This window comes from Croceicoccus hydrothermalis, from assembly GCF_022378335.1.
In the GTDB taxonomy this organism is placed as follows: domain Bacteria; phylum Pseudomonadota; class Alphaproteobacteria; order Sphingomonadales; family Sphingomonadaceae; genus Croceicoccus; species Croceicoccus hydrothermalis.
The window spans coordinates 117,513-137,120 of the sequence record NZ_JAIQCI010000014.1; the positions used below are offsets into that span (position 1 = coordinate 117,513).

The 19,608-nt window shown below is 64.5% G+C and carries 19 protein-coding genes; 9 read left to right on the forward strand and 10 right to left on the reverse strand.

Annotated features, from left to right (window positions below; translation table 11 throughout):
• Nucleotides 1–31 precede the first annotated feature (31 nt).
• The 5 genes from K4G67_RS09980 (at nucleotide 32) to K4G67_RS09995 (ending at nucleotide 4,140) form a co-directional block, all read left to right on the forward strand.
• Nucleotides 32–439 carry a nuclear transport factor 2 family protein gene (locus K4G67_RS09980; protein ID WP_239806233.1) on the forward strand — a complete coding sequence of 136 codons (408 nt, stop codon included), beginning with the start codon at nucleotides 32–34 and terminating at the stop codon, nucleotides 437–439.
• A complete protein-coding gene (locus tag K4G67_RS09985; RefSeq protein WP_239806234.1) occupies nucleotides 439–1,668 on the forward strand; it encodes an acyl-CoA dehydrogenase family protein in 1,230 nt (409 codons plus the stop codon). The genes K4G67_RS09980 and K4G67_RS09985 overlap by 1 nt, the downstream gene beginning before the upstream one ends.
• A 7-nt stretch (nucleotides 1,669–1,675) precedes the next feature.
• Nucleotides 1,676–2,746, forward strand: a complete 1,071-nt coding sequence (locus tag K4G67_RS09990) for a phosphotransferase (protein ID WP_239806235.1) — start codon at nucleotides 1,676–1,678, stop codon at nucleotides 2,744–2,746.
• Between the two features lie 80 nt (nucleotides 2,747–2,826).
• Nucleotides 2,827–3,012 (forward strand): hypothetical protein, encoded by a 186-nt coding sequence (locus K4G67_RS17675; RefSeq protein ID WP_338026422.1) that lies wholly within the window; start codon nucleotides 2,827–2,829, stop codon nucleotides 3,010–3,012.
• A 6-nt stretch (nucleotides 3,013–3,018) separates the two neighbouring features.
• Nucleotides 3,019–4,140 carry a chloride channel protein gene (locus tag K4G67_RS09995; RefSeq protein ID WP_338026423.1) on the forward strand — a complete coding sequence of 374 codons (1,122 nt, stop codon included), beginning with the start codon at nucleotides 3,019–3,021 and terminating at the stop codon, nucleotides 4,138–4,140.
• Between the two features lie 77 nt (nucleotides 4,141–4,217).
• Here the strand turns inward: K4G67_RS09995 and ettA are convergent, their stop codons facing one another.
• A complete protein-coding gene (gene ettA / locus K4G67_RS10000; protein WP_239806236.1) occupies nucleotides 4,218–5,900 on the reverse strand; it encodes an energy-dependent translational throttle protein EttA in 1,683 nt (560 codons plus the stop codon).
• Between the two features lie 153 nt (nucleotides 5,901–6,053).
• On the opposite strand from ettA, the gene K4G67_RS10005 reads away from it, so the two are divergent.
• Nucleotides 6,054–7,478 carry a M28 family peptidase gene (locus tag K4G67_RS10005; RefSeq protein ID WP_239806237.1) on the forward strand — a complete coding sequence of 475 codons (1,425 nt, stop codon included), beginning with the start codon at nucleotides 6,054–6,056 and terminating at the stop codon, nucleotides 7,476–7,478.
• A 37-nt stretch (nucleotides 7,479–7,515) separates the two neighbouring features.
• Here K4G67_RS10005 and K4G67_RS10010 read toward each other — a convergent pair whose 3' ends face one another.
• The gene (locus K4G67_RS10010) at nucleotides 7,516–8,064 is read right to left on the reverse strand and encodes a superoxide dismutase family protein (protein ID WP_239806238.1); all 549 of its coding nucleotides are present in this window, start codon (nucleotides 8,062–8,064) and stop codon (nucleotides 7,516–7,518) included.
• Nucleotides 8,065–8,460: 396 nt separating this feature from the next.
• On the opposite strand from K4G67_RS10010, the gene K4G67_RS10015 reads away from it, so the two are divergent.
• Nucleotides 8,461–10,281 carry a hypothetical protein gene (locus K4G67_RS10015; protein ID WP_239806239.1) on the forward strand — a complete coding sequence of 607 codons (1,821 nt, stop codon included), beginning with the start codon at nucleotides 8,461–8,463 and terminating at the stop codon, nucleotides 10,279–10,281.
• Between the two features lie 158 nt (nucleotides 10,282–10,439).
• Nucleotides 10,440–11,312, forward strand: a complete 873-nt coding sequence (locus K4G67_RS10020; protein WP_239806240.1) for a mechanosensitive ion channel family protein — start codon at nucleotides 10,440–10,442, stop codon at nucleotides 11,310–11,312.
• A gap of 85 nt (nucleotides 11,313–11,397) precedes the next feature.
• On the opposite strand, the gene K4G67_RS10025 is transcribed toward K4G67_RS10020, so the two are convergent.
• From K4G67_RS10025 to gyrB, 8 genes are all read right to left on the reverse strand, one after another.
• Nucleotides 11,398–11,688 (reverse strand): PRC-barrel domain-containing protein, encoded by a 291-nt coding sequence (locus tag K4G67_RS10025; protein ID WP_239806241.1) that lies wholly within the window; start codon nucleotides 11,686–11,688, stop codon nucleotides 11,398–11,400.
• A gap of 35 nt (nucleotides 11,689–11,723) precedes the next feature.
• Nucleotides 11,724–12,248, reverse strand: coding sequence for a hypothetical protein (locus K4G67_RS10030; RefSeq protein ID WP_239806242.1), 525 nt, complete (start codon nucleotides 12,246–12,248; stop codon nucleotides 11,724–11,726).
• 117 nt (nucleotides 12,249–12,365) lie between these two features.
• Nucleotides 12,366–13,199 (reverse strand): bifunctional metallophosphatase/5'-nucleotidase, encoded by an 834-nt coding sequence (locus K4G67_RS10035; protein WP_239806243.1) that lies wholly within the window; start codon nucleotides 13,197–13,199, stop codon nucleotides 12,366–12,368.
• A complete protein-coding gene (locus K4G67_RS10040; RefSeq protein ID WP_239806244.1) occupies nucleotides 13,192–14,070 on the reverse strand; it encodes a metallophosphoesterase in 879 nt (292 codons plus the stop codon). The genes K4G67_RS10035 and K4G67_RS10040 overlap by 8 nt, the downstream gene beginning before the upstream one ends.
• Before the next feature lie 41 nt (nucleotides 14,071–14,111).
• Nucleotides 14,112–14,918, reverse strand: a complete 807-nt coding sequence (locus K4G67_RS10045) for a fructosamine kinase family protein (protein WP_239806245.1) — start codon at nucleotides 14,916–14,918, stop codon at nucleotides 14,112–14,114.
• Nucleotides 14,915–15,382: a low molecular weight protein-tyrosine-phosphatase gene (locus K4G67_RS10050; RefSeq protein WP_239806246.1), complete on the reverse strand. Its 468-nt coding sequence runs from the start codon at nucleotides 15,380–15,382 to the stop codon at nucleotides 14,915–14,917. The genes K4G67_RS10045 and K4G67_RS10050 overlap by 4 nt, the downstream gene beginning before the upstream one ends.
• A complete protein-coding gene (locus tag K4G67_RS10055) occupies nucleotides 15,379–15,804 on the reverse strand; it encodes an OsmC family protein (RefSeq protein ID WP_239806247.1) in 426 nt (141 codons plus the stop codon). The genes K4G67_RS10050 and K4G67_RS10055 overlap by 4 nt, the downstream gene beginning before the upstream one ends.
• A gap of 98 nt (nucleotides 15,805–15,902) precedes the next feature.
• Nucleotides 15,903–18,467, reverse strand: coding sequence for a DNA topoisomerase (ATP-hydrolyzing) subunit B (gene gyrB, locus K4G67_RS10060; RefSeq protein ID WP_239806248.1), 2,565 nt, complete (start codon nucleotides 18,465–18,467; stop codon nucleotides 15,903–15,905).
• A gap of 45 nt (nucleotides 18,468–18,512) precedes the next feature.
• Here gyrB and K4G67_RS10065 point away from each other — a divergent pair, with 45 nt between their 5' ends.
• Entirely contained in the window at nucleotides 18,513–19,274 is a 762-nt protein-coding gene (locus K4G67_RS10065) for a ZIP family metal transporter (protein ID WP_239806249.1), read from the forward strand.
• Nucleotides 19,275–19,608 lie beyond the last annotated feature (334 nt).

Here is a 19,608-nt window from a genome sequence, read left to right on the forward strand (position 1 = left end):
GGCACCGATATACGACACGGGAAGAGCGACAATGACGAACGAAGATGCGGCCAAGCTGGTTAGCGACCTTTTCGCCGCAACCGGCTCGGGCGACTGGGACAGGGCGGAATCCATGCTGACTGACGACCTTGTCATCTACGAGGCCGATTGCGTGCCCATGGCCGGGGAGTATCGCGGCAAGACGGCGCTTCGCGAACTGTACAACGACGTGTTCACCTCGCTCGACATCGCCGAACTGGAACAGTTGGGGCAAACCGTCGGCGGCGATTACGTGATCAATATCGCGCGCATGCATTTCGCACAGCCCGGGTTGAAGCCCGCCGAATTGTGCGAACGTTTCACCATCCGCGACGGAAAGGTGAGCGAGATCAAACCCTATTATTTCGACCCCACCGCGCTGACCGCCGCCGCCGATGCTACGAAGAAAGCCGGGAATTGATGACCGACACGCTGGACGACAACCCGCTTTTTACCATTTCCGATCGTGCCCGCAACATCGGCAGGCGTGTCGAGACATTCGTGCGCGAAACGATTGCCCCGTACGAACAGGATCCAAGGCGCGACCATCATGGCGTCCCGACGAATGCGCTGGTCGAGGACATGCGGGCCAAGGCGCGCGAGGCCGGATTGATGACGCCGCATATCATGGAGGACGGCTCGCATCTTTCGCAGGTGGAGACAGCCTATGTGCTGATCCGGTCGGGGCTGTCGCCGCTGGGACCGCTGGCGCTCAACACCTGTGCGCCGGATGAGGGGAACATGTATCTGCTCGGCCATGTGGGCAGCGACTTTTTGAAAGACCGTTTCCTGAAACAGTTGAAGACGGGGGAGGCGCGGTCCGCGTTCTTCATGACCGAGCCTGCCGAATGGGGCGGGGCCGGTTCCGATCCCTCGATGATGAAGACCACATGCCGCAAGGACGGCAACGCATGGGTGGTGAACGGGCGCAAGGTGTTCATTACCGGGGCCGATGGCGCGAAGGTCGGGATCGTCATGGCGAAATCGACCGACCCGGAAAGCGAGGGGGGCGCTTGCATGTTCCTCGTCGATCTGCCCAACGATGCGATCCGCATCGACCACGTGCCCAACACCATCGACAGCTCCATGCCCGGCGGCCATGCGACCGTCGTCATCGACGACCTGCGCGTGCCGGGCGAACAGATGCTGGGCAATGCGGGCGACGGTTTCAAATATGCGCAGGTCCGGCTCTCTCCTGCACGGTTGTCGCATTGCATGCGCTGGCTCGGCGCGTGCATCCGCAGCCATGAAATCGCCAGCGAATATGCATGCGAGCGTCAGGCATTCGGCAAGCCTCTGGTCGATCACGAGGGCGTTGGCTTCATGCTCGCGCAGAACCAGATCGACATAAAACAGGCCGAACTCATGATCTACTGGTGCGCGAGCGTGCTCGACACAGGCGATCTCGGCACCACCCAAAGCAGCATGACCAAGGTTGCCGTATCCGAAGCCTTGATGCGGATCGCCGACAATTGCGTGCAGGTGATGGGCGGCACCGGCGTCACGGACAAGACCATCGTGGAGCAGGTGTTCCGCGAAATCCGCGCGTTCCGCATCTATGACGGGCCGACCGAGGTGCACAAATGGTCGCTCGCGAAGAAGATCAAGAAAGCGCACCGCACGGCAAGAGAACAAAGGCTCGCCCATTGAGGACGATATGAGCAACGTCGCCGAACAGAACACCGGCACCACCGCCGTGCGGGAGGGTTACGAGATCGACCGTGACGCGCTGGCCGTATGGATGGAGTCGCATGTCGATGGCTTTGCCGGGCCATTGCAGGTCGCGCAGTTCAAGGGCGGGCAATCGAACCCGACCTACCGCCTGTCGACGCCGTCGCGCGATTACGTCCTGCGCCGCAAGCCTCCGGGCAAGTTGCTGAAGGGCGCGCATGCGGTGGAGCGGGAGGCGGCGGTGATGACCGGCCTCGGCAAGGCAGGCTTTCCCGTGCCGCATATCTACGCCCTGTGCGAGGATGATGCCGTGCTGGGCACCGCGTTCTTCGTCATGGGAATGGTCGAGGGGCGCATCTTCTGGGACGCGACGTTCCCGGATGTCGGGCGGCATGAACGGCCCGCCTATTTTGACGCGATGAATGCCGTTCTCGCCGATCTGCACACGGTGGATTACGCCGCCGTCGGTCTCGGTGATTACGGCCGGCCCGGCAATTATTTCGCGCGACAGATCGGCCGGTGGTCGAAACAATATCTGGCGGATGACAAGGCGGGCCGCGATGCCGACATGGACAGGCTGATCGAATGGCTGCCGGACAATATTCCGCCGGGCGACGAAACCGCCATCGTCCACGGCGATCTGCGCTGCGACAATATGATTTTTCATCCCAGCGAACCACGCGTGCTGGCCGTGCTCGACTGGGAATTGTCGACGCTGGGTCATCCGCTCGCCGATTTTGCCTATAATGCGATGATGTACCGGATGCCGCCCGATATTGTCGCCGGGCTGAAAGGTGCCGACCCCGCCGCTCTCAACATCCCGAGCGAGGCGGACTATGTCGCGGCCTATTGCAGGCGCGTGGGGCGCGAGCGGATCGCGAACTGGGATTTCTACATCGCGTTTAACTTCTTCCGCCTCGCTGCGATCTTTCACGGGATAAAGGGGCGCGTCATCCGCGGTACCGCCGCCAGCGCGCAGGCGCAGGACCGCGCGAAAGATTTTCCCCGCCTCGCCGCGCTCGCCGCAGAGGCAATGGAGGCCTGCCGGACCGCGTGACCGCGGGCCGCGCCGCCATCGGCGCAACAGGGGCGCGAAGCTGGCTAGACCTCTCGCGCATCGCCCGCTAGGCGGATGCCATGCTCCCCCGGCTGATCCCTCCCTCGCTCGTTCGCCGCGTCTCGGCGGTCGAGACGGGCGACTGGCGGCGCAGGATCGCCACATTGGCGGGTGCGGTGGCGATCGGTCTCGTCGCGCTGGGCTTTGCATGGGCGGGCGATTTCGCGCTTCACCGGTTCGAGATGCTGGCCGGGCGCTGGCCCTAGGCCCCGATGGCGCTGACGCCCGCGATCTTTGCGTTATGTGCGTGGATGACATGGCGGTTCGCGCCGGAAACGGGCGGGTCGGGCATACCGCAGGTGCTGGCCGCGATCCGCCGTGACGATGCCCGCGCCGATCAGCTTTTTTCCGTAAAGACCGCGCTGGCCAAGATCGGCCTGACCGTACTCGCCCTGTTCGGCGGTGCATCGGTCGGCCGCGAGGGGCCGACGGTGCAGCTTGGCGCCGCGATCATGACCGGCACGCACCAACTGACCGGGGCGGCGATGCGACGCGGCGTGCTGATTTCCGGGGGCGCGGCGGGCGTGTCGGCAGCGTTCAACACGCCATTGGCCGGGATTGCCTTCGCGATCGAGGAACTCGCCGTGGCCTATGAACAGCGCATGGCCGCGCTCGTCATGGGGGCGGTCATCATCGCGGGCATCACGGCGCAGGGGTTGGCCGGTAATTACGTCTATTTCGGGGAGCTGGGCGCTTCGCTGCCGCTGCATACGGTGCTCATTGCCGCGCCATTGGCGGGTCTGGTCGGTGGTGCGCTGGGCGGTGGGTTTTCGCGGTTGCTGCTGACGCTGCGGGCGCGGGTGCGGGCGGGCGCGCTGGGGCGGCGGCCGGTCTTGTTCGCCCTTGCATGCGGGATCGTGGTTGCCATGCTCGGCATCGCGACGGGCGGGGCGACGTGGGGCACGGGGTATGAACCGGCGCGCCTGCTGCTCATGGGGACGGAGGCGAACCCGTGGCTCGGCCCGGCGAAATTCGCCGCGACCCTGTTCACCAGCCTCAGCGGTATTCCCGGCGGCATCTTCGCGCCGTCGCTGGCGGTGGGGGCAGGCTTCGGTCAATGGCTGTCGCTGCTGTTTCCCGATAGCGCGATCGGCGCCATCGTGATGCTGGGCATGGTGTCCTATTTCACCGGCGTCGTGCGGGCGCCGTTGACCGCGGTCATCATCCTGACCGAGACGACGGGGAATATCGGGCTTATCCTGCCGCTGTTCGCTGCGGCTTTGTTTGCCGACTGGGCCGGGTCGCTCGTGTGTCGCAAGCGGCTCTATCACGCGCTGGCGGAGGATTTCATGCCGTCTGCCGAAAAGGACGAAGTGGCGAAACCGGCCGGCTGATCCGCGCAGGCCCCCAACAAAAACGCCGCGCCCCCCGGCATGGGGAGCGCGGCGCTTCTGCATCCCTCGCAATGGCGTCAGTCGCGGCTGAGCTTCTTATACGCCAGCCGGGTCGGACGGTCCGCCGCATCGCCCAGACGGCGGCGCTTGTCCTCTTCGTAGCTTTCGAAATTGCCCTCGAACCATTCGACATGGCTGTCACCTTCGAACGCGAGGATATGCGTCGCCAGCCGGTCGAGGAAGAAACGGTCGTGCGAGATGACCACGGCGCAACCGGCGAAATTCTCGATTGCCTCTTCCAATGCGCCCAGCGTTTCCACGTCGAGATCGTTGGTCGGCTCGTCGAGCAGCAGCACGTTGCCGCCCTGCTTCAGCATCTTGGCCATGTGGACGCGATTGCGCTCACCACCCGACAGCTTGCCGACGTTCTTCTGCTGATCCGCGCCCTTGAAATTGAACGCCCCGACATAGGCACGGGTCGAGGTGTCGTGCCCGTTGACCTGCATGTAGTCGAGCCCGTCGGAAATCTCTTCCCAGACATTGTGCTTGGGGTCGAGATGGTCGCGGCTCTGATCGACATAGCCCAGATGCACCGTGTCGCCGATCTCGACCGTGCCCTCGTCCGGGGTTTCCTTGCCGGTGAGGATCTTGAACAAGGTCGACTTACCCGCGCCGTTCGGCCCGATCACGCCGACGATCCCGCCCGGCGGCAGGGTGAAGGACAGGTTTTCGAAGAGCAGCTTGTCGCCATAGGCCTTGGTGATGTTGTTCGCCTCAATCACCTTGGAGCCGAGACGTTCGGGCACCTGGATGACGATCTGCGCCTTGCCGGGCTTGCGATCGCCCTGCGATTCCTGAAGCTGCTCGAACTTGCGGATACGCGCCTTGGACTTGGTCTGACGCGCGGCAGGCGTCTGCCGGATCCATTCGAGTTCGCGGGACAATGCCTTCTGCCGCCCGCTTTCCTCGCGCTCCTCCTGTCCGAGGCGTTTGGCCTTCTTCTCCAGATAGGTGGAGTAATTGCCCTCGTACGGGAAATATTTGCCGCGATCGAGTTCGAGGATCCATTCCACCACATTGTCGAGGAAGTAGCGATCGTGCGTGATCATCAGCACGGCGCCCTCATATTCCTTGAGGTGATTTTCCAGCCATTCGACGCTTTCGGCATCGAGGTGGTTGGTCGGCTCGTCGAGCAGCAGGATCGACGGCTTCTGGATAAGCAGGCGGGTCAATGCCACGCGGCGCTTCTCACCACCCGAAAGGCTTTCCACCGACCAGTCGCCCGGCGGGCAGCGCAACGCCTCCATCGCGATCTCGAGCTGATTGTCGAGGGTCCAGCCATCGACGGCGTCGATCTTTTCCTGCAACGTGCCCATCTCTTCCATCAGGGCATCGAAATCGGTGTCGTCCTGCGGATCGCCCATCTCGGCCGAAATCGCGTTGAAGCGATCGACCATGTCGGCGGTTTCGCGCGCGCCATCCTTCACATTTTCAAGGACGGTCTTGCTCTCGTCGAGTTGCGGTTCCTGCGGCAGATAGCCCACGGTGATATTCTCGCCCGGCCATGCCTCGCCCGTGTAATCGGTGTCGATGCCGGCCATGATCTTCATCAATGTCGATTTGCCGACGCCGTTCGGGCCGACGATGCCGATCTTCGCACCCTGATAGAATTGCAGGTTGATATCGGACAGCACGGGCTTCTGCGCGCCGGGGAAGGTCTTGGTCATGTTCTTCATGACGAATGCGTATTGGGCGGCCATCAGTCGTCCTTTGGGGAAATAGCGGTCGTATGGGAAAAATTTCTCGATCGCAGATAAGCCGAAGCGGGGGGAAGGGCAAGGCCCGCGCACAAGCCGCGCCCGCTGTGGCAAGCGGCTTGGCAAGCGGGGGCGGCGGCGGTATCGCTTGCAACCATGAACAGGACAACGCTCGCCGCTTTCGCCGCCATCGCCCCGCTTGCCCTTGCCGGCATCGCCCCCTCCGCCGCCACTGCGCAGGTCTTCGTGCCCGCCGCGGCCCTCGACGGGGCCGATGCGCGCATTGCCGCCGCGCGCGACGCCGCCATGGACGGCGATGACATCGCGATGGATTTCGTCGAAGGCATCACGACCGAAGTCGGTCCCCGCCAGGCCGGCACCCCGGCAGAGGCACGCGGGCGCGAATGGGCGGTCCGCTGGCTGCGCGCGAATGGCTTTTCCAACGTGCGCGACGAACCCTATACCATGCCGACCTGGGTGCGCGGCGCCGAAACGGCGGAAATCGTGTCACCTTTCGCACAGCCGCTGCACCTGACCGCGCTCGGCAATAGCGGATCGACCGGGGCGCAGGGTATCGAGGCGGAGATCGTCGCGTTCGAGAATTACGCCGCGCTCGCCGCCGCGCCCGAAGGCAGCCTTGCCGGCAAGATCGCCTATATCGGCCATCAGATGCGCCCCGCGCAGGATGGGTCGAGCTATGGTTTTGCAGGGCCGGCGCGTTGGACCGGGCCGGCGCTCGCCGCGCGCAAGCGGGCGATTGCCGCGGTGATCAAATCGGTCGGCACCGACACGCACCGGATGCCGCACACCGGCAACACCGGCTTTGCCGAGGGGCAGGACCCGATCCCCGCCGCCGCGCTGTCCGTGCCCGATGCCGAAAACCTGGAACGCATGGCCCGTCGCGCCGACGCCGCGGGAACGCCCCTCGTGCTGCGCCTGACATTGACGCCGCAACAGCTTGGCGAGATGCGATCGGGCAATGTGATCGCGGAAATTCCGGGGCGTGATCCGTCGCTGCCGCTGGTGCTGCTGGCGTGCCATCTCGACAGTTGGGATCTGGGCACAGGGGCCATCGACGATGCGTCGGGCTGCGGCATTGCCGCCGCCGCGGCAAAGGGCGTCGCCGCGCAGGGGCAGCCGCTGCGCACCATTCGCGTATTGTTCGCAGGCGCGGAGGAAGTCGGCGTGTGGGGCGGCAAGGCCTATGCCGCATCGCACGGGGACGAGCCGCATGGCGTCGCCTATGAAAGCGATTTCGGCGCCGACCGCATCTGGCGCATGGATACGGCGCGACTGAATGCGGCGCTCGCCGACCGGATCGCCGGGCTGGTCGCGCCGCTCGGCGTGGCGCGCGGTTCGGCCGAGGCGGGCGGCGGTGCCGACATCGGGGCGATCATCGCGGCCACCGACATGGCGGTCATCGACCTTCAGCAGGATGGCACGCGCTATTTCGAATTGCACCACACCGCCGACGATACGCTGGACAAGATCGACCCTGCGCAATTGCGGCAGAATGTCGCCGCATGGGTCGCGGCGACATCGGTGCTCGCCAATGCAAAAGGCCCGCTCCGCGCCGAATAGCGCGAGGCGGGCCGTCGTGCCGGAATAGGAGCGAGGGTCAGATCGCGTCGGTCCGGCGCAGCACGCCGCACGCGATACGCGACCCGGCATCGCCGCTCGGCTGGCTGACGCCATCGTCCGCATTCGCGTGGATGATGAATGCCGAACCGTCCCCGGACAACATCGCATCGAACGTACCGACCGGCGCCATCGCGTCGATCGAACCGCTGCCATCGGCGCCGATCACTAGATTGGGCAGATCGCCGGCATGGGCGACGCCGTCATCGTTCATCGTGCCGTGCGGAACATTGGTCGGGTTCCAGTGGCCGCCGGCGCTCGAAAAATCGGGCGCATCGCAGCGTCCGGTGGTGTGGATATGCGCGCCATGCGTGCCGGTGGGCATGTTGTAGGCGTTTACCATCACGTGGATGCCGCCGTTCATCGGCATGGTCGTAACCGTGCCGACATCGGTGCCGTCGGCGGTGCGCAGCGTCGCGGTCGCGGTTTCGTCGGACAGGCCGATATCGTCCGCAGCCTCGTTCAACGTGGCGCAACCGCCCATGGCGAATGCGGACCCGGCGAGCAGGGCGAGAGTGATCTGTTTCATGTGATGTCCCCAGTTTGGTGAATGTTTTTGAATGTCTCGCCATGGCAACGCGCCGGGCGGTGCATGCGTTCCTTTGCATCGTCGCGAACGAAGCCGATGCATAGGTTTGTGAACTTTTGTTTCAACATTTCAACAAGTGTTGGTAAAAAGTTTTTGAATTGCCTGCATCTTTTTTGAGAGTGAACCGTATATCCTGTGGCTGGCACGAAAGTCGGCTTCAAGAAAAAAGGGCGTCCGCATCATTGAATATTGCTTTTCGGATGGTCGCAGCATTGCGGGCACCCGGTAATGCGCCACGTGCGGTGTTCTTTTTCTTAACATTCTTATCAACTGTAAGCCGCGGTCACATCATATGGTCCGGTTTGAGTCGGAAATACGACAAAACGAGGAACGACAATGAAATCTTATGTCCATCGCAAACTGACGCTCGCTTTCATGGCCGGAAGCGCGACTCTTGCTCTTGCCGCCACGGCGCAGGCCGATGCCACGCCGGATTGCAACGATGCGAATGCGCAGAGCACGGAATGCGGCACCGATGCCACCACCGGCACGGCGGAAGGCGCGACCGCCGTCGGTAATGGCGCGGTTGCGACCGGCACAGATGCCGTCGCCATCGGCAGCGACGACGAGGGCGCGAACCCCGCCACGGCCACCGGGCCGAGCACGGTTGCGATCGGCGGCGAAAGCGACGCCACCACGCCGGGCGCAACGGCGCTGGGCTGGCAGTCGCAGGCGACCGGCATGATGGCCACCGCCGTCGGGCATCAGACGACCGCTTCGGGTGCGCAGAGCTTCGCCGCGGCAGAGGACGCCATCGCATCGGGCACGAACAGCATCGCCATCGGCAATACTGCCGTCGCCGATGGGGGCGATGCCATCGCCATCGGCGGCAATCGTGACGGTGACGCCGGCATGGCGACCACGGCGGCCGGCCCGTCCACAACGGCGGTCGGCGGACAGTCGACGGCGGCCGGACCGGGCGCAACCGCCTTCGGCTGGCGCGCGGAAGCGACGGCGGAACGCGCGACCGCGCTTGGCCACCTGGCCACGGCACAGGGCGAACGTTCGCTTGCGGTCGGGGAAAATGCCGATGCGCAGACAGGCTTTGCAACCGCAATCGGCAACGAATCTGTCGCGAACGGCACCGATGCGCTGGCCATCGGCGACACTGCGGCGGCGAACGGCAATTCGACGACTGCGGTTGGTGGGGAAAGCGTTGCCACCGGTCCGGGTGCGACCGCCTATGGCTGGCAATCCTCGGCCTCTGCGGAACGTGCGACCGCGCTTGGCCATCTTGCCGAAGCGAGCGGCGTTCGCTCCGTTTCGGTTGGCGAGGAAGCGACCGCATCCGACAGCAACGCCATCGCGATCGGCAATACCGCCGTGGCCGACGGCGGCGATGCGATCGCCATCGGCGGCAATCGTGACGGCGCGGACGGCATGGCGACGACCGCAACCGGCCCATCGACAACCGCCGTCGGCGGTCAGGCCACGGCCGCGGGGCCGGGTGCGACCGCCTATGGCTGGCGCGCGGAGGCGACCGCGGAGCGGGCAACCGCGCTCGGCCATCTTGCCGAAGCGAGCGGCGTGCGCTCCGTTTCGGTCGGCGAGGCGGCGTCTGCGACCGGTGACGGCGCCGTCGCGATGGGCAACGAGGCCGTCGCATCGGGCGAAAACTCGGTCGCGATCGGCAATGGCGCGACCGCGACCAACGCCGGACAGGTCGTGGTCGCCTCGCTCGGCGACAGCACCGCATCGCAGACAGGGCCGCTTGCCTTCGTCACCGCCGATGCCAACGGAACGCTCGGCACCAGCGTGTCGCCGGCGGGGATGAGCAATCTCGCCAGCTTCTCCGACGTACAGGCGAACATGGCGGCCATCGGCACCAATACCGCCGCGATCGGCGCCAATACCGCCTCCATCACGCAGTTGCAGGGACAGACCTCGCAACTGTTCGATCTGAACGAAGTCAATCGCCGCGACATTCGCAAGGCGAACGAAGGCGTGGCGATGGCGCTGGCCATGGAATCGCCGATCCTGATGCCGGGCACCAATTTCGGCGTATCGGGCGGTCTCGGCTATTTTCAGGAACGCGTTGCCGGTTCGGCGGCCTTTGCGGCACGGGTCGGTTCCAATACGGCCGTTTCGGCAGGCGTCGGCGTCGGCTTCGACAGCGGCGAGGTCGGTGGACGCGCCGGGTTCCAGATGGCCTGGTAAGCGACACGAACCTGTCCTTGAAAAGGGGGTCGGAGCCACGGGTTTCGATCCCCTTTTTTCGTGCGCTCCTCATGGGCGGCGGTCGCGGCTTGTGTTTGGGGGGCGGCTGCGCTTAACAAACCGGCGATGAACGACGATTACGGACAGGACGCCCCGCAATGAATTACGTGCAAACCTTGCAGGAACAGGTGAACGGCATGGTGCGCGGGGTGGTGGCCGCCCTGCCGAACCTTGCGGTGGCGCTCATCGTGCTGCTCATCACCTGGATCGTGGCGCGCTTTGCCGTGCGGATCGCCGACAAGCTGACCGGCCGGACCCACCTGCGCCCGAGCCTTCAGAACCTTGTCGAAACGCTTGTCCGGCTTGCGATCTGGATCATCGGCATCATGATTGCGATGACCATCATGCTGCCGGGGCTCGATCCGGCGGGGCTTGTCGCGGGGCTGGGCGTGGGCGCTCTGGCCGTCGGTTTCGCGTTTCAGGATATCTTCGAGAATTTCCTCGCCGGCGTGCTCATCATGCTGCGCGAGAAGATGCGCATGGGCGACATCATCGAGGTTGAAGGCGTGATGGGCCGGGTGGAACACATTACCCTGCGCGAAACGCATATCCGGCAGCTGACGAACGAGCTGACGATCATGCCGAATTCGATGATCTTCAAGAATGCCGTCAAAATCCTCACCGATGCCGAAATGCGGCGTGACGAGCTGATCGTCGGCGTGTCCTACGACAGCGATCTCGAACGCTCGGAGGCCGTCATTCGCAAGGCGTTCGAGGGGATCGAGGGGATCATCACCGACAAGCCGATCCTGATCTTCGCGCGCGAATTCAATTCCAGCTCCATCGATTTTCAGGTGCAGTGGTGGAGCGAGTCCAAGCCGCGCGACATGCGCGAGGTAAAGCATCACGTGGTCATGGCGATCAAGCGCGGGCTGGACGATGCGGGGATCGAGATCCCGTTCCCCTACGTCACCAATACGTTCAAGGAAGCACTCCCCATTCGGCGCGGCGACAATGACGTCGCCGCGTGACCGGCCTGGCATGAAGAAGGGGCCGGGAATGCATGGTGTGCACTCCCGGCCCCGTTCATGTGGCCATCATTGACGCGTCCGGGGTTCAGACCGGGCGGCGCACCTTCGCGTAATCGGCGCGCGATGCGGCCCCGCCATCGTGGTAGATCACGGCATTGTCGGTGATCTCCAGGCTGTCGACGGACACGATGCGCCCATCCTCGAGCCGGACGGCGGCGACATGTTCGTGGTTCTTGTCGACCAGCATGTCGTCGATCTTGCCATAGCTTGCGCCGGCAGGGTCGACGACATTACGGCCGCGAATGTCCTGATTGTCATGGACGAGCTGCCAGGAACTGAGTTCTTCCAGCTCTCCGAAACGGTCGTTGTCATGCATGGTGCTTATCCTTTGGTTTCGCGTGTGTGCGGCGTTCAGGCTTCTTCGAGAATGTCGATGTTCGCCTCGTCGACGATCATGAACACGTCCTGATCGGCCAGCACGTTGCGCGTGTCTTCGTCGAGGGGAACGCCCTCCACATCGGTCATCGCGCCGGCTTCGCGGATGGTGCCACCCGAAATGCTGAGACGCTGACCCGGATTGATGTCGAGCGGGACTTCGCGCGGTTCGTCGATGATGAGCGCAAAGACGCGCGCGCCATCGTTCTCGACCCAGAAACCGCGATCGGTCAGCGGACCGCCGACGTCGACTTCGCCAGTGAATTCCTGCCCGATATAGTTCTGCGGATTGGCGGCGATAGCGGCGATGGTCATTTCCGAGGCCATCGTCGGCGTCGCCGTATCGATTGTTTCCGTAACTTCGGTATCGGTCGTCAGCATCTCGACGTCGTCATCGTCATCCGCCAGAATCCACCACAGAATCAGCGCACCCAAAATCAGGGCCAGCAATATCCAGAGCCACGATTTCGATGATTTTTTCTCGACGGGAATTTCAGCCATGGGTTGTCCTCCTTTTCGCCGCGCAGGACTGTCTGCGCATGACGATTAAGCGAACAGAAAGGTTTATCGTTCCGAAGTTCCGGGATCCGCCCCGCTGTCGGGCGCAGCGGCGACCGCCTAACGCCGGGTGAGGTCGCGCACCCTGTCGCGCGTGGGGACGGCCATCTCCTTCGCCGCGATCCAGCGTTCGAGCGCATCGACATCGACCGGCCCGATCACCGTGTCCCGGCCCTCTTCGAATGCGGTGAAACCATCGCCGCCACCTGCGAGAAAGCTGTTCATCGTGACGCGATAGGCGGCATCGGGGTCGATCGCCCGGCCGTCGAGCGTGGGGTTCATGATGCGTCGCCCTTCCGCCGCCGCGCGGTCGAAGCCGTAGGAGAACCCGTCCGACACCGACAGGATTGCGGCCTCGTCCCCGCGAAACTGCTGCTCCAGAATGGCGAGCAATTGCGCCCCGGTGAAGGTTTTCGTGACCAGCGTGTTGCCGAATGGCTGGCTCGTGTAAATATCGCCGAAGGTCACGGCATTATCCGCGCCCGGCGTGATCGGCGCGCGCACCCCGCCCGCATTCATGAAGGCGATCTGTGCCCCTGTCTCGCGTGTCGCGGCAAGCTGCGCATCGGCGATGACGAGGCCCAGCGTCCGGGTGTCCAGCGCCCCCGAAAGCTGCCCCACCACCCGTTCCGAGGCGGCGCGCGCCGCATCGACATAGCGCGCGACATAGGCGGCGATCCCCGTGTCGGCGGCAAAGGCGGGAAGGGCGGTATCGCGTTCCGCGCCATCGGCATTCTGCACCACGATATTATGCGCATCGACCACCTGCGCGGTGCCGTTCGCGGTGTCGATGGAAAGCGCGATATCGGTCAGCATCGTCCCGCGCGACCCCGCGCTCGTCACCCAGAACGGGCGGGCGGGATCGACTTTGCCATAATCGCAGACATTAGGCATTGTGTGTATGCCCCGACAGGACGAGATCGACGCGCGGATCGAGCCGGTCCAATATGGCACGAAGATCCCCCGACAACGCGCCGCAATCCCCGTCGTCGAACCCTTCGGAATTGACCAGCCCCTGGTGAATGGACACGATGATCGCATCGGCGCCCTCCGCCTCGATTCCGGGGATGAGTGCGTTGATCGTCTCCGCCTCGTCGCGGAAGGTCAGACCCGCGACCCCGCCCGGACTGACGAGCGAGGGCGTCCCTTCGAGCGTGAGGCCGATGACCGCGACGGCGATCTCCTCCGCCCCGCTGCCGAACCGGCGCATGGCATAGGCGGGGAACAGCGTGCCCCCGTCCGCCGTCGCGACATTCGCGGCGAGGAAACCGAAATCGGCGCCCTTGAAATCCGGCTCCACCGCGCAGGGCGTGCGCAATGTATGCACGTCGCACCCGCCATTCGCCATGCGGCGCAATTCGTCCGCACCCCGGTCGAATTCGTGATTGCCGACCGCATTGAAGTCCAGCCCGATGCGGTTCATCGCGCCGATCGTGGGTTCATCGAGGAAAAGCGAGGAGGCGAGCGGGCTTGCGCTGATGAGGTCGCCGGCCGAAATGACGAGACTGTAATCGTCCTGCGCACGCAGCGTATTCACCGCGCTGGCGAGATAGGCGGCGCCCCCTGCGGGCAGGCTGCGGGTCCGGCCGTCGGGCGTCGTCACGACGAGCGGGCGGGGCTGCGGCTCCAGATTGCCGTGGAAATCGTTCAGCCCGACGATCCGCACTGTCACCGGCGCGGTCGATGAATCGGACGAAGATTGCGGCACCGTCGCACAGGCGGTGAGGGCAAGCGCGGCGCTCGCGGCGAGAAGAATGCGTGTCATGCCGCGCGGTTTAGCGCGGCAATCTGACCGTGCAATGACTCTCACGCGCCAAGATGCGACAATTCCCGTTCCACCCCGCCGCGATAGGATGCCCCGAAAAGCCGCAGATGGACGAGCAACGGCCACAAGCGGTGACAGCCCAGCCGCGCGCGCCAACCCGGTTCGGGCGCCATGGCGGCAAAAAACCGGTCCGGCGGCGAATTGAACAGCGTCAGCATGGCCCAGTCGACCTCGCGATGGCCGATGTAACAGGCCGGATCGATCAGTGTGCAGCCGCCGTCGCCGCCCACCATGACATTGCCGCCCCACAGATCGCCGTGGAGCAGGGCCGCATCGGGTCGTGCGGGCAGGATGTCACCCATCCGGTGGCAAAGCGCGTCGATCCTGCGCGCGAGCGCCGCCGCGACATGCGGGATGTGCGGCCGGAGCCGCCGCTCCGCCCAGAATTGCGGCCAGTCGTCGCCGCGTGCATTTTCGATACCGACCGCGCCGAACGCATGGTCCCGGTCCCAGCCGTAAGGCTCGCCCGTGGGCCGGTGCAGCAGCGACAATTGCGCGGCAAGGTCGTCCCACGCCGCGGCGTCAAGCCGGCCCGTGCCATCGACGTGCGAAAGGATCATCCACTTACCCTTGCAAGCGATGACATCGGGCACGCGCACGCCGGTCGTGCCCATCCGGCGCAGCATGTCCGCCTCCGCCGCGACATTGCCGGCCTGTTTCGCAATGACACGCGCGCCGTCCGGCATCGTGACGCAAAAGACGGCGGAAAGATCGCCGCCCGAAAGCGGGCGCATCGCCGCGGGCGTTTCGTCCAGCAGGCATCCCACCGCCCGTTCGGCGGGGCTCATCCCTGCAATTGCGCGACCAGGGCGCGGGCCGCTTCGTGCACGTCGTTCCAGGTGGTCACGAACCCGTCGGCATCGCCGAAATAGGGATCGGCCACCGGCTGTCCGCGCTTGTCCGGCACCACGTCCATCAACATGCCGAGTTTCGCGGTGCCATCGGCGGGGCGAATGGATTCCAGCACTTCGAAATTCGCTTCGTCGAGGGCGAAGACATGGGTGAACCGGCGGAAATCATCCTCCGTCACCTGTCGCCCCTTGTACGCGCTGATGTCGATATCGTGCATTCTGGCCTGCTCGATCGCGCGGGGATCGGGCGGGTCGCCGACGTGCCAGTTGCCGGTGCCTGCCGAATCCGCCTCGGCATCGAGCCCGGCCCGTTCCGCCTCGGCGCGGAATGCCGCCTCCGCGAGCGGAGAGCGACATATGTTGCCGAGGCAGACGAAAAGAATCTTGGAACGCTGGCTCAAGATTGAAGCGTCCGCTCCAGCGTGATCTCGCAATCGAGCAGTTTGGAAATGGGGCAGCCGGCCTTGGTCCCGTCGGTGATTTCCTCGAACTTGTCCTGCGCAAGCCCCTCGACCTTCGCCGTCAGCGACAGTGCGGATTTCGAAACCTTGAACCCGTCGCCATCCTTTTCCAGCGTGACGGTGCATTGCGTGTCGAGCTGACCATCTTCATAGCCCGCCTTGGCGAGCGCGAAGCTGGTGGCCATGGTAAAGCAGGACGCGTGGGCGGCGGCGATCATTTCCTCGGGGTTGGTGCCAGGCTTGTCCTCGAACCGCGTGTTGAAGCCATAGGGCGCATCAACCGATCCGCTCTTCGTGGCGACATGGCCTAGCCCGTCCTTGCCAAGACCCTTGTACTGTGCGGTTGCCGTATTGGTCGTCATATTCGTTTTCCTTCGATTGGGGTTTACCCGCACAACCGAGAAAAGCGCCGCCCGTTCCGCCCACCGCCACGAGGCGGGCGGGGGAACGGGCAGGCCGATCAGATATCGAGATTGGCGACGTTCAGCGCGTTGTCCTGAATGAAATCGCGGCGCGGTTCGACGACATCGCCCATCAGCCGGGTGAAGATCTCGTCGGTGACGTCGGCGTCCTCCACCTTCACCTGCAACAATGCGCGATTGTCGGGGTCGAGCGTGGTCTCCCAAAGCTGATCCGCGTTCATCTCGCCCAGCCCCTTGTACCGCTGGATCGACAGGCCCTTGCGCCCGATGGCGAAGATCTGTTCGAGCAATTGCGTCGGGCGGTTGATATGCGCGCCCTTCGCGCTCGCGCTGTCGTCGTCCTCGCTCTCGGCGCCGGCCTTCACCAATTGCGCACCGGCTTCGTAGATGTCCTTCTGAAGCGCGGCGAGCGAGGCCAGCTTGCGCGCCTCCGCACTGTCGAGGAACTTCGCATCGATGGGATGATGGTCGGTGACGCCGCGCCACACGCGGTCCACGGCATAGCCTTCGCCGGTCTGATAGGCGGACCATTTCGCCTCGGGGTCGAGGCTTTGCATCCAGGCTGCCGTCGCGTCGAGCGCCGCCCCGCGCGCATCCGCATCCAGCCCCGGCGTCAGCGCCCCCGAAAGCGCGAGCGCCTCGACGATGGTGGGGTCATAACGATTGGGCGCGAAGGCCAGCGTGCTCTTGAACCGGCGCGCCTGCTCCACGATGGTGGCAAGATCGGCGCCGCTTCGCGCACCGCCCCGCGTTTCCAGCACGCGCCCGGTCAATGCCGCCTCGATCAGATAGCGGTCGAGTGCGTCATTGTCCTTGAGGTAAACCTCCGACTTGCCCTTCGCGACCTTATAGAGTGGCGGCTGCGCGATATAGAGATGCCCTTCCTTCACGATCTCGGGCATCTGCCGCTGAAAGAAGGTGAGCAGAAGCGTGCGGATATGCGCGCCATCGACATCGGCGTCGGTCATGATGACGATCTTGTGATAGCGCAGCTTTTCAATGTTGAATTCATCGCGCAGGCCGGTGCCCATCGCCTGGATCAGCGTGCCGACCTCCTTTGACGAGATGATCCGGTCGAACCGTGCGCGTTCCACATTCAGGATCTTTCCCTTCAATGGCAGGATCGCCTGAATCTTGCGGTCGCGTCCCTGTTTCGCCGAACCGCCGGCGGAATCGCCCTCGACCAGGAAAAGTTCGCATTTCGTGGGATCGCGTTCCTGGCAATCGGCGAGCTTGCCGGGCAGGCTGGCAATGTCCATCGCGCCCTTGCGACGGGTCAGTTCGCGCGCCTTTTTCGCCGCTTCGCGCGCGGCGGCGGCATCGACGATCTTCTGCACGATGGTTTTCGCATTGGCGGGATTTTCCTCCAGCCAGTCGCTCATCTTGTCGGCCATCAGGCTTTCCAATGGCTGACGCACTTCGGAAGAAACCAGCTTGTCCTTCGTCTGCGAGCCGAATTTCGGATCGGGCAGCTTCACCGATACGATCGCGGTCAGCCCCTCGCGCATATCCTCGCCGGTGAGCGAGACCTTCTCCTTCTTCATCAGCCCCGACCGGTCGGCATAGCCGTTCAGCGTACGGGTCAGCGCGGCGCGAAACGCGGCCAGATGCGTGCCGCCGTCACGCTGCGGAATGTTGTTGGTGAAGCACAGCACGTTCTCGTAATAGGAATCGTTCCATTCCAGCGCGACCTCGATCCCGATGCCGTCGCGATCCGCCGAAATCGCGATGGGTTCGGGGATGAGCGCGGTCTTGTTCCGGTCGAGATATTGGACGAAGGCGCCGATGCCGCCGTCGTAATACAGATCGTGTTCGGCCACATCCTCATGCCGCCGGTCGCGCAGGATGATGCGCACGCCGGAGTTCAGGAACGCCAGCTCGCGATAGCGATGTTCCAGCCGGTCGAAATCATATTCCAGCACGTTCTTGAACGTCTCGTCGCTGGCCTTGAAAGTGACGCGCGTGCCCTTGCGCGGTTCGCCCTTATCGTTGAGCGGCGCATCGCCGACCACCTTCAACGGTTCGACCGTATCGCCATGCTCGAACCGCATCCAGTGTTCCTTGCCGTCGCGCCAGATGGTCAGCTCCAGCCATTCCGACAGCGCGTTCACCACCGACACGCCCACGCCGTGCAGACCGCCCGACACCTTGTAGGCATTGTCGTCGGTCGTGTTCTCGAACTTGCCGCCGGCGTGAAGCTGCGTCATGATGACCTCGGCCGCCGACACGCCTTCCTCGCGGTGGATATCGGTGGGGATGCCGCGGCCATTGTCGTCGACCGACACGCTGCCATCGGGGTGAAGTTCGATCAGCACGCGGTCGCAATGACCGGCCAGCGCCTCGTCGATGGCGTTGTCCGACACCTCGAACACCATGTGGTGCAGGCCAGAGCCATCGTCGGTATCGCCGATATACATGCCCGGACGCTTGCGCACCGCGTCGAGACCCTTGAGAACCTTGATCGATTCCGCGCCATATTCGCCGCGCTGCACCTGCCGCGTGGTGGCGGCGTCGGCGGCGATCGCCGAACCGGAATTTTCGGGCGCGGTTTCCGGCGTTTCGCCGATGGGCGCGCCGGTATCTTCATTGGTGTTTTCTGCCATCGTCATCATATAGCCCGCGGTGCCCGATTTCCCAAGCAAAACCCCTTGTTTTCCACAACCGGGCACGACATGCGCCACGCAGGCGCGGGCAGGAGAGACGCGATGATGATGACGCTTCTGGTGGTGCTGGCGGTATCGGCCGCGCTCATCGCGGGCGCGGCATGGGGCATTTACGGCCGCATGGGCGATACCACGCGCGCGTTTCTGGTGGCGCTGGCGGGCGGGGCGCTGGTGCTGTCGCTGGTGACCGAACTGGTCGAACCGTCGGTGGAGCGAAGCTCGCTCGCCATGGCGATGATGGGCGTGGCTGCGGGCGCGGTGGTGTTTGCCGTGGTCGATTACCTCATCGACGAATATTGGGGGCCGGATTCGGGCGGCGGTCTGCTCGCCGCGATCACGCTTGACGGAATACCGGAAAATCTCGCGCTGGGCGTGGCGCTCATCGGGGCGGGCGTTGGCGAGGTCGCGGCGCTCGCGGGGTCGATCCTGCTCTCCAACCTGCCGGAGGCGGCGGGCAGCGCGCGCGAGATGGCCGCGCATGGCGGGCGCTCGAAACTGCGGATACTGGGCATCTGGGCGGCGACGGCGGGGCTTTTGTCGCTGGCCGCGCTGGCGGGCAATCTGCTGCTCGACACGGTGGGGGAGGGGGTGCTGGCCTTCATCCGCTGTTTCGCGGCGGGCGCGGTGGTCGCCAGCCTCGCGACCGAGGTGTTCCCGCAGGCCTATCAGGATGACAAGCATCTCGCCGGGGTGGCGACCGCGCTCGGGCTTATCCTCGCGCTGGTGCTGGGCAATATCGGCGGATAGGCAAAAACCCGCCGCCCGCATCCCGGCGATCCGGGGCGGGGCGGCAGGTTTTTGTAACGGTCAGATCAGCGTGGCGGTAAAGAACAGCCCGCTGGCCGAAGCCGCGACGATCACACCACAAAGCGGACCGACGAGATTGAGAGCGATATTTCGCATGGAGTGTCTCCTGTTGGCATGAAAGCCTTCAGTGCATCCGTTCCCAAAAGGTGAAGGGCGGCGGGACCGGAAACTTGGGGGTCTTCCCGGTGCGTGCCCCGTTGGGGACTGGGGGGAACAGGGCGCCGCCGCCCGACGAGGGGGCATTTATGATACCGCGGTTACAATCGCAAATGCG